This is a genomic window from Pararcticibacter amylolyticus, assembly GCF_003130405.1.
GTDB classification, from domain to species: domain Bacteria; phylum Bacteroidota; class Bacteroidia; order Sphingobacteriales; family Sphingobacteriaceae; genus Arcticibacter; species Arcticibacter amylolyticus.
This window is the reverse complement of sequence record NZ_QEAS01000039.1, coordinates 1-14,422: the sequence shown is the minus strand read 5'-3', so window position 1 is coordinate 14,422 and position 14,422 is coordinate 1. Positions and strand designations below refer to the sequence as shown.

Here is a 14,422-nt window from a genome sequence, read left to right as displayed (position 1 = left end):
AAAATAAAAAACAGGCTGTTATATTTGTATCATAGTTCTTTAAAACAACAACACAATACTGTAGGATGGTGAAACAGGCAGACACACCTCCTTGTCTCGGTGGCGGAGATTTTGGGAAACCCGGAAACGGATTAACCACTCCTTGAAGGTTCGACTCCTTCTCCTACAGCCCTTTCGTTTAATTTAGGTTTATAATTGGTTAGTTTGAGCTCTCGCCCATCGGGAGCTTATTTTTTTGCCCGTTTTTTTCTCAATTGAAGATTAATTTTGCGTTTCTCATTTTATAAGCAAAACTATCCGTATCTTGAATTAAGGCCTATTGCAGAAACTTTCACCCATGAAACTAAGACTCATACAAATCTGCTCTCTGATTTTGTTTCCGGTCATTCTGACTTTCGCTAAGCATAGTACCGAAAGCTACCTTTATCAGCAACTTGATAATAGCAACGGCTTATCCAACAGCTCTGTAAATACAATATCTCAGGACAGCGAAGGGCTGCTTTGGATTGGCACCTGGGACGGGCTCAACATGTTCGACGGAACAGATTTTAAAGTTTTCAATTACTCCAATATCAAATCATCTGACGGCATCGGAAACAACGTAATCCTTGACGTAAAGGAGGGCGCTAATAACAATATCTGGATAAATACAATCGGAGGTGTTTCCCGCATTGATAAAAGATCAGGGAAGATTTATCAGTACTTCTACAACAACGTTCACAGGCGCAGAATATCTGAAAAAGAATTTTTGATTGAATCTGATAACCAGGGACAGGTATATTGCTACAGTAAGGCTGCCGGCCTCTTAAAATTCACACCCGCAACAAACAATTTTATCAAAATTAAACTCTCCGGAGGCCCGGCCAGAATCACTAAGATGATATCAGACAGGAGTGGCTTTATCTGGCTTCTTAAAGACAACGGTGAAATCATAGTCTGCAAATCAACCTCCCGGCAGCTTCGCCTTGTTCATGTTTTTAAGCATCCCCGGGAATTCGATAATATCTATAATGTAAATGGCAGCATAGCGGCGAGTTCCGGAAAAGAACTGTTCTTTTTCAGGGCCGGTTTCAGCTGGCGCAAAGCGACAGTTCCTTCTAAAGGTATTAAAGCACTCATCTCGTACAACACTCACTACATTGCGGTATCAGAAAATCAGGAGCTTCTGGTTTTCGACCAGAATTTTAGAAAATCCTCATTTCTTAACGCCGAACTGCCTAAGCTATCAGGACAGCGGATAACCACCCTCTTTGTATCGAAAGAACACATCCTATGGATTGGAACTGACGGCAATGGCATGATCAGGATCTATCCCAAAAAAAATCACTTTGGCCTTGTTTCCCGGGCTCAGGGGTATGATTTTAATAAACCTGTCAGGTCTTTTGCCGAAGTTGACAACAGCCTGTGGGTAGGAACAAAAGGCAAAGGAATAGTCAGATTCGACAACTTCTGGCAGAAAAACACCCCTCCGGAAAAGCATGATTTCCTGAATAGCGGAAATGGGTTAAATAACAACTCAGTTTTTGCCATCAAAAAAGGGTTCTATCCTTATATCTTCATAGGTACAGACGGGAGAGGCATCAGTGTCTACAATTTGCAGAGCAATAAAATTATCAACTGGGATAACATACAAGGGTCTTCCCGACTTCCTGCCTTCAGCTCTGTTTATGCCATTCTGCAGGACAGAGACAGTTCTCTTTGGCTTGGCACCAGTGGAAGCGGGTTAATCCATGTTAAAATTGGAACAACAAACAGTGGCTTTCTGTATATAAAGAAGTTCCGCCAGTACCTTTCAGAAAAGACAGAGGGCCTGGCCAACGACATAATCTATGCACTCGCGGTTACAGACAAGAACCACTTATGGATTGCATGCCGCTACGGCGGCTTATCGGTATTTAATAAAGAGACAGGAAAGTTTAAAACATTCCGCTCTTCGGGACAGGAAAATAACCTGTCGAATAACGACGTTCTATCCCTTTGCAGCGACAGGCAAAAAGGACTTTGGATAGGCACCAGTTTCGGGCTAAACTTTCTCAGTACCACTGAAGCAAAAAAGCATATTCCTAAGTTCAAAAATTTCACAATGGCGGACGGATTGCCTAATAATACAATTCATGCTATTGCACAGGCGGAAGACGGAGATATCTGGATAAGCACCAACAAGGGGCTCGCGAAGTTGAAACCGGCCTCCGGAATCATTACGACCTTTAACGAACCGGATGGCCTTCAAAGTAATGAATTCAGCGACGGCGCGGTCCTAAAATCAGATAAGGGGCACCTTCTCTTTGGAGGCATTTATGGCTTCAACTATTTTGTTCCCCGCGATATTAAAGAAAGCGAAAGCTCCGGCAATCTCCTGGTGACACAATTACAGGTAGGAGGTAAGACAATTAATGAGAACCTTTTACAGGTTTTAAAACCCGTTTCCTCCACAGTTAGCAAATACAGCGTGTCGCGGGAGATGAATTTTTTCAGGCTGACCCTGAAATCAATCAGTTTTATTAATCCGGTTAAAAATCACTTTACATATAAACTCGAGGGCCTCGATAAGACCTGGAACTATTCAGGATCGGGAGGCTATATAGCGTATAACAATATTCTACCTGGAGATTATACCCTGCGGATAAGGTGGACCGGCAAGAATGGCACCTGGACAACACCAGTACCGGTTTTCCATTTACATGTAAAACAGTATTTCTGGCTTTCATACCCCGCAATGATCCTCTATTTAGTGGTGCTCTTAACCGGCGCATATATTTTCCACCTATACAGGAAAAACAAGATCGAGATGAAGTACCAGCTTGAAATGGAATATCAATTACGGCAAAGAGACGAAAAAGCCCATCAGCAGAGGCTAAACTTCTTTACAAATATTGCCCACGAAATCCAAACCCCTCTCACCCTGATCATGGGCTCCATCGAACACTTTCTCAATTTAAGAAAAAGCAGGGACCTCGAAAAAAGTTATTTCCTGACGCTGATTCACCAGCATTCCACAAGGCTCGCTTATCTTGTCCAGCAGCTCCTGGAATTCAGAAAAGCAGAAGCAGGGTTTCTTAAACAAACTACCCACTATGTGGACATCAGCAAAATGTTGACGAGCTTAACTGCCCTGTTCAAGCCTGAAGGTGAAAAAAACAGGCAGGAATACCTTGTCGAAATAGATGACGGAATAGCAGGCTATATAGATAAAGACAAATTAGAAAAAATACTATTTAATCTTTTATCTAACGCTTTTAAGTACTCATCAGAAGGAGACAAGATCACATTTCATGCCGGATATGAACCGGGCAAAGCAGTATTGAAAATAACCGTCACAAACACCGGCTGTAAATTACAGGCTGACGACATTGGACGTTTGTTCAACAGGTTCTACACAAAAGATGGAACCGGCCAGGGCAGACCAGGCACAGGCATCGGACTTGCCTTTGCTAAAGAACTCGCCACTCTTATAAATGCTGATCTCAGAGCAGAGCTCGAAGAAAAAGAAAAGATTAAATTCACCCTCACTCTGCCCACCGGTAATAAATCAGGCACAAACGAAAACGATGAGGTTGTCACTTCAGCTCCTTCCTTTCTATACGAGACTCTGTTAAAACATAACGTACAGCCGGCCTATAGTGACATCAGCGAAGAAAATAAGGCGAGTTTAATTGACAAACTTCAGCAAGGCTCAAAATGCAGCGTTCTACTGGTTGAGGATGAATCAGAACTCCGCTTCCTCCTCCGCGAAGTTCTGAAAGAACAATATGTGGTTTATGAAGCAGCAAATGGCCGCGAAGCAATCTCCTTTCTAAAGAAATTCTTGCCTGATTTAATTATCAGCGATATCATGATGCCTGATATGGACGGCCTTACACTTTGTAACGAAGTAAAAAACACACCAGCCACAGCCCAGATTCCCTTTATAATTCTTTCAGCAAGAGGAACCGAAGAGAACAAGCAGGAAGGTTATGAAGTAGGTGCCGACGCCTATATTCTTAAACCATTTAACCTCGATTATCTGAAATTAAGGATTCGCAAACTGCTAGACTACCATACAAAAATGCAAAATCTCATTAAGGATCAGAATATAGCCAGCCAGTTCACCGATGCCGGAATTAACGAAAGCGACCGCAGCTTTCTGGAATCTATTCTAAAGGTGATTGAAGGCAAGCTGGACGAGCCTGATTTGAACGCATCAGTGATAGAAGATGAGCTTGCGATAAGTAAAATGCAGTTATACAGGAAGCTTAAATCGGTAGCCGGAATGACTCCTGCTGAATTCATTAAAAGGGTGAGGTTGAAATATGCTTCCGACATGCTCCTTAATTCTCAGTTTACTGTTTCCGAAATTATTTATAGAACGGGCTTTAACAGTAAGTCCTACTTCTTCAGAGAATTCAAAAAAATTTATCATTGTGCACCCAACGACTACAGGGCACGTCAATACGAAAGCTCTGCGGAGGATAAAGTCTCACAATAGCAGATTCTCCACCCATAAAACATATTCAGTGTACTAAAATGAAATTATAGTGAACCACTAAAGCACTCTGCTGACCATACTTTTGCTACGACCAAACAAACTTATATGAAACGTAAAGTATACTCCTTTATCAGTTTTATACCCCTGTGTCTGATTTTAAGTGCCGCGGCAGCAACCGCACAGACGAAAATCACAGGCAAAGTAACAGATGAAAATAACCTGCCACTTCCGGGTGCAATAGTTATTCAGCCCTCAACTCAAAACCGTGTACCGACAGATGTAAACGGAAATTACTCCATTACATTAAAAGAAGGCGCGCCGCAATCTATTGAATTTAACTATATCGGTTACATTAAGCAGACCATCGCTTATTCCGGTAACCCGGTCATCAATGCCAGCCTTAAGCCCAGCGCCTCCAATCTCGATGAAGTGGTCGTAGTCGGTTACACCTCTCAGGTGAGAGGTTCTATTACCGGAGCAGTAGGGAGTGTGTCGATGTCCGATGCTGTCAAGAGGAGGGTCCCCGATGTTTCACAGGTGCTGCAGGGACAGGTTGCCGGTGTACAGGTTACACAAAGCACAGGTGCTCCGGGCGATCCGATTGAAATAAGGATCCGGGGTATGGGAACCATTGGGAATAACAACCCTTTATATATTATTGACGGTATTCCCGCTACCGATCTTTCATTTGTCAATCCCCAGGAAATTGAGTCGATGAATGTGCTCAAGGACGCTTCCGCAGCTGCCGTATACGGATCAAGAGCGGCATCCGGCGTCGTACTCATCACAACAAAAAAGGGGAAAGCAGGCCGGACTTCTATCGACCTGAATTATTTCAATGGAATTCAAAGTGCGACCAATCTCCCCAAAATGCTGAATACACAGCAATACCTGAGCAAATTGGAAGAAGCCTGGAATAATTCCGGATACACGGGTACAAACCCATACACTGCAGACAAAAGCCGTACTGACCTTGCCAACACCAACTGGCTGGACGAATTGTTTGAGACGGGACATTCACAAAATCTGCAGGTTAGCGCCAGTGGCGGCTCTGAAAAAACACAATACCTCCTTTCCACAGGATACTACAGGCAAAACGGCATCGTGATATATGATAACGACAAGTATCAGCGTCTTAACTTCAGAGTTAACATTAACAGCAACCTCAATAAAAGACTGCGTGTGGGATCCAACCTACAGCTTTCGAACGAAAGCAGGGACAGGCTTTCATCCAGGGGGGATGCTCCCGGTATTATCAGGCACGCCCTGCTGCGCCCACCTGTACTAAGCGTTTACAAAGATCCTTCTGATCCTACATACTCTGAAAAAGATCCATTTACAGATCTGCCCTTCTATAAGCCTAACCGGACTTTTGAGGACAGCAAATACGAAAAAACGTCCAACCCGGTCGCCCTTGCCTACTTCACAGACGACAATGCCAGCAAGTTCAAAACCTTTGGCAACGCCTTTGTCGAGCTTGGTATCCTCAGTGACCAGTCGCTTAAGTTCAGAAGTAACGTTGGGATTGACCTTAATTTCAATCACACAAAGGCTTTTTACCAGAATTTCGGAGACGACGACGGAACTGCTTCAAACGATGCAGATAAGGGGCTTGGACGAAAAAACAGACCTAACTCGCTTGCAGAAGACCGCGGAGACGATTTCACAATCACCTGGAATAACACATTGACCTATGATAAAACGTTGAGCAAAAAGCATCGTTTAAATGCACTGGTTGGCAGCGAATTCATCCGGAATACAGCTTCTTCAATAAATGCTTCAAGGACCCGCTTCGAGTACGATGACGAGTCATTGAGATATATGAATCTCGGGGGTTCTGCTCTCGATATATGGAATGGGGGATCGGGAACCAGATGGTCCCTTTTCTCACTGTTCAGTACAGCTTCCTACTCCTATGACGAGAAATATCTCTTAACTGCCAATTTCAGGGCTGACGCCTCTTCACGCTTTGGGAAAAATAACCACTGGGGATATTTTCCTTCTGTCTCTGCCGGCTGGGTGATCTCCAGGGAAAACTTTATGCAAAACGTGAGGTGGATCTCCAACCTGAAGCTCCGGCTCAGTACCGGTGCACTTGGCAACCAGCAAACGCTGGGGAACTACGATTATGTAACCTTGTACAAGAAAGTGGGAGATAATTTCGTGATCTCACGCTATGGAAACGACGACTTGAAATGGGAGAGTACGACTCAGCATAATGCCGGGATTGATCTGGGATTGTTCAGTCAGTCTGTATCAATAAGTGCCGACTATTTCATTAAAAACACTACCGGTATCCTGTTGCCGGTAAGCCTGCCCAAGGTTGTTGGAAATGTAGATCCCACTGTTATAAATGCGGGCGAGATCCAAAACAAAGGGTTTGAGCTTGGTATTGGGTACAGGCACATAGCCCGAAGTAAAAACCTTCCCGGCTGGTCGGTAAATGCCAATGTAGCAACTCTTACCAACGAGGTGAAAAAGTTGCACCCCAACTATCCTTACATCTACGGGGATGTAACAAGGACAATGCCCGGTCATCCTCTCAATGCTTACTACGGCTACGTGATGGATGGGATTTATCAGAACAGAGCAGAAATTAACGCGCATCTGTTTGGAACCTCCAATACCGACGTCAGTACTTCACCAGGAGATATCCGGTTTAAAGACCTGAATGGAGACGGAATGATCAATGAGAACGACCGCACCTTCATTGGAAATTCTATCCCCAAACTAACATATGGATTTAACTTCTCCGCTACCTACAAAGGATTTGACCTCTCATTGCTGGTACAGGGAGTCGGCGGAGTCGACCGATACAACGATTCGAAAAAAATCCTCGATTATGACACCCGTCCGTTCAATCATACCACTGCAGTACTAAGCAGCTGGAATGGCGAAGGTTCGACCAACAGTGTTCCCCGGGTGACTTTCCGGGACAATGGAGGCAGCAAGGTTTCAAGTGTTTTTGTCGAAGACGCATCCTACACGAGGCTGAAAAACCTGGAAGCAGGCTACAGCTTCGGGACCGGGAAGGCAACGAAGCTTGGAATCCAAAATTTGCGGCTGTATGTTTCCGGTCAAAACCTCTTTACTATTACCGATTACCACGGACTTGATCCGGAATCCACCGATGTGATAGATATGGGAACTTATCCTCAGTCACGCGCATTCCTGTTTGGCGTAAATGTAACTTTTTAAAAACCTCTTAAGCTAATAGATTATGAAGAAATTTGCTTTGTTTTACATCGCACCGGCTGCATTCTTAATGCTTGTGTCGGGTTGCGACAAGTATCTTAACGAGGCGCCTCTCGGTTTGGTAAATGAAAATGTCATTACCGAAAAACCCACGATCAATACAGTCACATCCCTGGTTGACGCTTCTTATATCCCTCTTTCCAGTACTCTTAACCTGTTTGGAAACTGGGACTGGTCAAACGGCCTTGTCATCAGGAACGATTTTATTATAGAGGATATAGCCTCTGGCGATATGTTAAAAAAGTGGAATCCCGATGGTGACCAGGCCTGGATGGATCAGCTTAGCGACTGGACATTTACTGCCAGCAACGGTGCATTTAACGGGATCTGGAGTTATGATTACGAGGGTGTTTCACGAACTAACCGCGCTATCCCCCAGCTCATGAACAAGGACCTCATGACTCAAATCGGAATGGATGAAACCAGTAGAGAGAGGCTCCTCGGCGAAGTATACTTCCTCCGGGCCTTCTATTATTTCGATCTGGTGACCAACTTCGGAGATGTACCGCTCCTGTTAAAGCCTCTCGCAAAATTCAGTGAAGCCTATGAGGTCGCGAAGCGTGTTTCAAAAGATGAAATCTGGAATCAGATATCCGAAGACCTGAATCAGGCATACACGCTGTTACCACAGGGCAGATTTTCAAGTACTGCCGAAAAATGGAGGGCATCGAAGGGCGCCGCTATAGCTCTTCAGGCTAAAACAGCCTTATACAACCAGAAATGGCAGGACGTGGTCGCGAAAGTCAATGAACTCCAGACACTCAATTACTACCACCTCAATACAAATTACTTCGATAATTTTGACGCCACTAAAGAATTCGCTGACGAGGAAGTCATATTCGCTTATGATCACCAGCAGGGTAAAACACCGGTGAGAGGAAACGGTCTCACTGCATTAATCGGATGGGGTTTCATAGCGCCCTCGCAAAACTTCCTGAACGAGTTTGAAGCGAATGATCCCCGCCTCGCATACACCGTTAATACCGACGACAAGAACGTGTACAAGTTACTTGGAGCAAAGACTTCGACCTATAAAGGCAGTGACGACTCACCGGTTAACCGCATTTACATCCGGTGGGCAGACGTGCTGCTGTGGAAGGCAGAAGCCTCAAATGAGCTTGGAAACTATTCTGATGCCATTTCGCTCATCAACACGGTCAGGCAACGGGCACGTACTACTCCAACATTCAGCGGAAGTAATGCCCCTCAGGGAACGCTTCCCGACCGGAATCCGGCGAGCACAGATAAAGCCCAAATCAGGAACTGGCTCATCCACGAACGAAGAGTAGAACTGGGTTTTGAAGCGCATAGAATGAACGACCTGCGCCGCTGGGGAATTGCAAAGGAAGTACTGAGCAGTATGGGCGTAAATTTCCAGGACAACAATTACCTGTACCCGATTCCGCAAGGTGAAATAGACAAATCAGGAGGCTTAATCACACAGAATCCTGGCTATTAATTGAATCATAAACTAAGGATACCTCTAATTTTAATACATGAAGGACATAGCTAAAAGATTTACCGGGAACCCGCTTCTTTCTCCTTCCGATCTGAAGCCCAGCAGAGAAGGCCTCGAAATTACTTGTCTGCTTAATCCCGGTGTTTTTTCTTTCGGAGGCAAAACCTGGATAATTGTCAGGGTAGCTGAACGACCTGCGCAAAAAACGGGGATAATTTCATTCCCGGTATTGAATGAGGATGGGATAGAAATTATTGAAATTCCCTCGGACGATCCCGATCTCGACCAAAGAGATCCCAGGGTGATACGCTACAAAGGCAGCGATTACCTCACCACCCTTTCTCATCTGCGGCTTTTGTGCAGCGAAGATGGCATCCATTTCTCTGAGCCCGAAGATTATGAATTTCTGCAGGGCAAGGGAAAGCATCAGTCGTTCGGGATTGAAGATTGTCGAGTAGCATTACTAAATGGAACATACTATTTAACATTTACATCGGTATCGGAAAATGGCGTGGCGGTCGGGCTTAAAACTACAACCGACTGGAAACACTTTACCGATCACGGGATTATCATACCTCCGCACAATAAAGACTGCGCAATTTTTGAAGAGAAAATTAACGGAAAATTCTACGCCCTGCACCGGCCAAGCAGTGTCGATCTTGGAGGTAATTATATATGGATTGCCGAGTCGCCCGACAGTATTCACTGGGGAAAACACCAGTGTATCATTAAAACCCGGAAAGGAAAATGGGACAGTGCAAGGGTAGGCGCCGGCGCCGCACCTATCCGGACTTCAAAAGGATGGCTGGAAATTTATCACGGAGCCAACGAAAAGCACCAGTACTGCCTGGGCGCTTTCTTACTCGATTTAGACGACCCCTCAAAAGTTCTCGCACGAACAGAGGAACCTATAATGATCCCGTCGGAGCCTTACGAGCTGAGCGGCTTCTTTGGACACGTCGTTTTCACCAACGGGCATATCGTCGAGGGAGATAAGCTTACCATTTACTACGGAGCTGCGGATGAGTTCGTTTGCGGGGCTGAATTTTCTATAGAGGAAATCCTTTCACTATTAATCTACGATGATGCTCAATAAGCTAAAAAATGAACTGCAGCATTTCGGAAGCCAGTCTTATAATTTCAGGGTGCTCACTCTCACAAACCTGATTTATAGTATTGTACTACCGGTCATCGATATCTTTGTCGCTGCTTACGTAATGCGAAACTCTAATGATCCGTCAAAGGTGGTCGTTTATCAGCTCACCATTTATACAGGAATCCCTCTTACCTTCCTTCTGAATGGATGGCTCCTCAACCGCTTTCCCGTAAAGCTGCTCTATTCACTTGGGATGATGCTCAGCGGTGTCTCCATGACAATCATGATGTCATTAAAAACACTGGACATTACAGGTGTAGGAGTCGCCGGGATCGTGATGGGGATGTCGTTCGGCTTCTACTGGGCCAACCGCGACTTCCTTGCATTGTCGACCACCAATGACAATAACCGTAATTATTATTACGGACTTGAAACATTCTTTTATACTATTATTGCCGTCGTCATACCTGTAATTATAGGTTGGTTTATCGAACTGTCTGCCAGAGCGGGTGATGCAAAAATGGCGTATAAGATGGTGACCGGTATTGTCTTCATTATCACCATTATTGCCTCAGCAATGTGCTTCAGGGGACGATTTGAGAATCCTGTGAATAAGAAATTTGTCTTTTTCACCTTCGACCCGTACTGGTACAAACTTCTCTTTCTCGCAGCGTTGAAAGGCCTTGTCCAGGGCTTTCTGGTTACCGCACCCGCAATGCTTATCATGTTACTTCTTGGGCAGGAAGGAGCTCTCGGTACTGTGCAATCTATCGGTGCGATATTCGCAGCTATCCTGATGTACGTCATAGGACGCCTGACATTACCATCCCACCGCATCTATGTTTTTGGCCTAGGCCTCCTGCTGTTTGCAGTTGCAGCGGTAATTAACGGAATATTATTCAATGCAACAGGCGTCATCCTTTTCATGTTATTCCTTCTCCTGGCTAAGCCGCTCTTAGATCTTGCTTACTTCCCGATACAGTTCAGCGTCATCGACCTTCTTTCGAAAAAGGAGAAAAGAAGCGAATTTGCCTATATTCTGAACCATGAAACAGGATTGTACATAGGAAGGCTGGCCGGCGCAGGCACTTTCCTTCTCATGGCATATTTTTTCTCAAACGAAATAGCATTGAGGTATGCAATTATTATCGTTGCCTCGCTTCAGCTCTGTTCCTACTGGGTGGCCAAAAGTATTATACGCCAGGGAAAAGAAATAACACAATCCTTAAACCCCCAACCGGAGTATCATGAATAAAAACGCAGTATTAACCTTCCTCTTTCTTCTCATTTATAGCCTGTCGCCAGCACAGGTTGTTCAAAAGTCAATACCACGGGTGGATAAGATGGCCGATCTTCCTCAACCGCTCCGCATTATCGACTGGCGGAGCATGGCACTTCAATTCGACAAAACAGTTTATGACTTCAATGCCAAAGGCCGGTACTGGCCTTTAGTCTGGATAGACAGCACCGCAAAGAATTTTAAGCAACCGACATTAGGACTTTACACTGCCATTGGAGATGTAAGACAAGGACCAGCCAATAACAAAGGAATGTTCCACGAAGCACTGGCGAACATGGGAGCTGTATTGGGCGCTTCCCTTGTCGGAATAGACAAAAGCAATCAGAACAACCTGAACTACGTAAGTATGCTGAAAAACTATTTCAATAAAGACACTGGCTGGGATATCATGATGAATAATACCTGCCCGGAAGTAGCTTTACTAGGCGGAGGATATGGACGCGACTGGTGGTACGATGTATTTCCCAACGTCCTGTTTTATGCGATCTATAACAGATACCCTAATGAACCGGGATTTACCGAAATTGCCAGAAGCATTGCTGAAAAGTTCTATAAGGCAGACTCCATCTTAAACGGAAATTACAACTATTCCTATTTCGACTACGGAAAAATGAAACCTATGACGAACAACATTTGCGTGCAGCCTGACGCTGCTGCGGGCCATGCCTGGGTGTTGTATGCTGCATACAGAAAATTCGGAGATGAACGCTATCTTAAGGGAGCTATCAGCGCAATGAAAGCACTGGAAAAAAATGAGATTAATCCTACTTATGAGCTGCTTATGCCGTTTGGCGCTTATGTCGCGGCTGCTCTAAATGCCCGGCACGGGACACATTTCGATGTTCAGAAAATGATTAACTGGACATTCGACGGTACGGCAGTCTGTCGGAAAGGCTGGGGAGTGCTTGTTGGTAAATGGAACGGATTTGATATTTCAGGAACGGTAGGTAGTACAGTTGATCATGGAGGATATGCCTTCCTGATGAATACCTTTGATGCAGCATGGCCTTTACTTCCTCTTGTACGCTACGAGCCTTCCTACGCCAACGCCATTGGAAAGTGGGCTTTGAATGCGGTGAATGCTGCGCGTCTGTTTTATCCACAATTTGTCCCCGAAAATCATCAAACCTTAGCCCAGCAAACCGAAGTTACTAAAGGCGTAATTGCCTACGAAGGATTTGCCGCCGCTTCCACCTTCGACACACTTTATCAGAATCTAAAGGCTCCTGTTGCCCAGGGAGACGGACCCAAATGGGTCCCAGGCAAAAACCCTGAAGTTTCTCAGTTCAGTGTTTATGGCAGCGGACATGTTGGCATATTTGGAGGGACTGTCAGGAAGACAAATATAGAAGGAATCCTACAGCTGGACCTGGTTGCTACTGACTTTTTAGGCGAAAAAACGTTTCCAACTTTTCTGTATTATAACCCCTATAACACGGCTAAGCACATAAATATTATAATAAAAAGCAAAACAGATATATACGACGCAGTATCACAAAAATTCTTATATAAGAATGTTAGGGGTACCAGAAGAATAAGAATACTGCCTAAACAATCCGTTGTCCTTACCGAAATACCATCGGGCAAAAAATATCCAAAAAAACAATAAGATATGCATTAATGGCACGACAATTGATTGAAAAATCACAGCATAATATTGGTTTATAATTGGTTAGTTTGAGCCCCGCCCATCGGGGCTTATTTTTTGATAACTGGCAGGGCGTTTTCTTATTTAAGTTATCCAGCACATATAAAAATGCAACAATGAAGACGCATTTACCAAGCAGCCCTGAATAAAAATCAATGAATTCTATCAAACTCCAGGGGGACGCACTTGCTGAGAAACCTGTTATAAATAAGGAATCTATGGTTGATCATGAGTCGGCCAAACAAATAATGGCGAAACTTAGAATGCGTCTGGAGGCTAAAGGATACAACTAATACATATTACAATACAATTCCAAGATTAAAAGTTACCCCACGGAAGTTTCTTTTAAATGCCTCATCATTCACATTGTGGAAGGCGAAACCCAATCCTACCATCAGCTTCTGCTGATCGTTTAGCGGAATTTTTGAGCCCAGGCCCGTGTTGAGATTAAATCCGGAAGAAGAGCCGTCGGATACTTTCACTGCATAGCCGGGGGTAGCGAAAAAATTAGAGCCCATTTCGTTCCCTTTAAAATAATAGCGAACATCAGCCAATATGCTGCTGAAATGAAATGTTTTGACCCGGTTGTCAAACCAGAGATCGTGACCGATACCTGCCCCTGCGGTAAAGTTCTGCCCCACAGGCAGGCTGGCAATATATTTTAACCCGACAACACTTCCGTTACCGCCGCCGGAAGACGCGATGTAATTAAACTGAAGTATGTTATCTACTTTTGATTGAGAAACAGCTGTAAAAGAGACAAAGAGGGAAAATATAAAAATCACAGAATGGCGCATACCGAAAAGTTTAACGGCAAATTTGTGATTTATAAACCGGGAGTCAAAAGATGCACATGATAATAAATGTAAATCCTTTGTTAAATAGCCATGCCAGCAACCCTGCATTCAATACTTTTCTCAACCCAATCCTCGCTATTCCTTTCCAATACCCCATTTTCTTTTTTCTTAAAAAAAAGAAAAAAATAATTTGGAATATAAACCACTAGTAATTAGCTTTATCAAAAAAAAGTTTATCACAATATAAGAATAAAATGCTTGTCGCCCGGTTAACGCCGGACCTTAATTAACCAGAAAGAAAAATCCAGCCATCATATGTTTTCAAAGCACCTTATTGGATGCCTCCTGCTGTTGAGTGCAGGACTATTCGGCAGGCTTCACGGCCAGTCCAATCCCGTCAGC

8 protein-coding genes are annotated in these 14,422 nt (G+C 44.3%); 7 read left to right on the top strand and 1 reads right to left on the bottom strand.

What is annotated here, in order from left to right:
* The first annotated feature begins 337 nt into the window (after positions 1–337).
* The 7 genes from DDR33_RS24395 to DDR33_RS26095 all read left to right on the top strand — a co-directional run bounded on the left by DDR33_RS24395 (position 338) and on the right by DDR33_RS26095 (position 13,516).
* Positions 338–4,465: a hybrid sensor histidine kinase/response regulator transcription factor gene (locus DDR33_RS24395; RefSeq protein WP_109418418.1), complete on the top strand. Its 4,128-nt coding sequence runs from the start codon at positions 338–340 to the stop codon at positions 4,463–4,465.
* 105 nt (positions 4,466–4,570) lie between these two features.
* A complete protein-coding gene (locus DDR33_RS24390; protein WP_109418417.1) occupies positions 4,571–7,663 on the top strand; it encodes a SusC/RagA family TonB-linked outer membrane protein in 3,093 nt (1,030 codons plus the stop codon).
* 22 nt (positions 7,664–7,685) lie between these two features.
* The gene (locus tag DDR33_RS24385; RefSeq protein ID WP_109418416.1) at positions 7,686–9,179 is read left to right on the top strand and encodes a RagB/SusD family nutrient uptake outer membrane protein; all 1,494 of its coding nucleotides are present in this window, start codon (positions 7,686–7,688) and stop codon (positions 9,177–9,179) included.
* A gap of 37 nt (positions 9,180–9,216) precedes the next feature.
* On the top strand, positions 9,217–10,275 hold the full coding sequence (locus DDR33_RS24380) for a glycoside hydrolase family 130 protein (protein WP_109418415.1): 1,059 nt from the start codon (positions 9,217–9,219) through the stop codon (positions 10,273–10,275).
* A complete protein-coding gene (locus DDR33_RS24375) occupies positions 10,262–11,530 on the top strand; it encodes an MFS transporter (RefSeq protein WP_238387937.1) in 1,269 nt (422 codons plus the stop codon). The genes DDR33_RS24380 and DDR33_RS24375 overlap by 14 nt, the downstream gene beginning before the upstream one ends.
* Positions 11,523–13,184: a glycoside hydrolase family protein gene (locus DDR33_RS24370; protein ID WP_109418414.1), complete on the top strand. Its 1,662-nt coding sequence runs from the start codon at positions 11,523–11,525 to the stop codon at positions 13,182–13,184. Before DDR33_RS24375 ends, DDR33_RS24370 begins: the two co-directional genes overlap by 8 nt.
* 194 nt (positions 13,185–13,378) lie before the next feature.
* On the top strand, positions 13,379–13,516 hold the full coding sequence (locus DDR33_RS26095) for a hypothetical protein (protein ID WP_158280860.1): 138 nt from the start codon (positions 13,379–13,381) through the stop codon (positions 13,514–13,516).
* Between the two features lie 6 nt (positions 13,517–13,522).
* On the opposite strand, the gene DDR33_RS24365 is transcribed toward DDR33_RS26095, so the two are convergent.
* Complete coding sequence (locus DDR33_RS24365) at positions 13,523–14,020, bottom strand: hypothetical protein (protein ID WP_109418413.1); 498 nt, start codon at positions 14,018–14,020, stop codon at positions 13,523–13,525.
* Between the last annotated feature and the right edge of the window lie 402 nt (positions 14,021–14,422).

Bases quoted from the DNA above. Each gene is read 5' to 3' on its own strand.
- DDR33_RS24365 (WP_109418413.1), bottom strand. From the start codon at position 14,020: ATGCGCCATTCTGTGATTTTTATATTTTCCCTCTTTGTCTCTTTTACA.
- DDR33_RS24370 (WP_109418414.1), top strand. From the start codon at position 11,523: ATGAATAAAAACGCAGTATTAACCTTCCTCTTTCTTCTCATTTATAGC.
- DDR33_RS24375 (WP_238387937.1), top strand. From the start codon at position 10,262: ATGATGCTCAATAAGCTAAAAAATGAACTGCAGCATTTCGGAAGCCAG.
- DDR33_RS24385 (WP_109418416.1), top strand. From the start codon at position 7,686: ATGAAGAAATTTGCTTTGTTTTACATCGCACCGGCTGCATTCTTAATG.
- DDR33_RS26095 (WP_158280860.1), top strand. From the start codon at position 13,379: ATGAATTCTATCAAACTCCAGGGGGACGCACTTGCTGAGAAACCTGTT.
- DDR33_RS24390 (WP_109418417.1), top strand. From the start codon at position 4,571: ATGAAACGTAAAGTATACTCCTTTATCAGTTTTATACCCCTGTGTCTG.
- DDR33_RS24380 (WP_109418415.1), top strand. From the start codon at position 9,217: ATGAAGGACATAGCTAAAAGATTTACCGGGAACCCGCTTCTTTCTCCT.
- DDR33_RS24395 (WP_109418418.1), top strand. From the start codon at position 338: ATGAAACTAAGACTCATACAAATCTGCTCTCTGATTTTGTTTCCGGTC.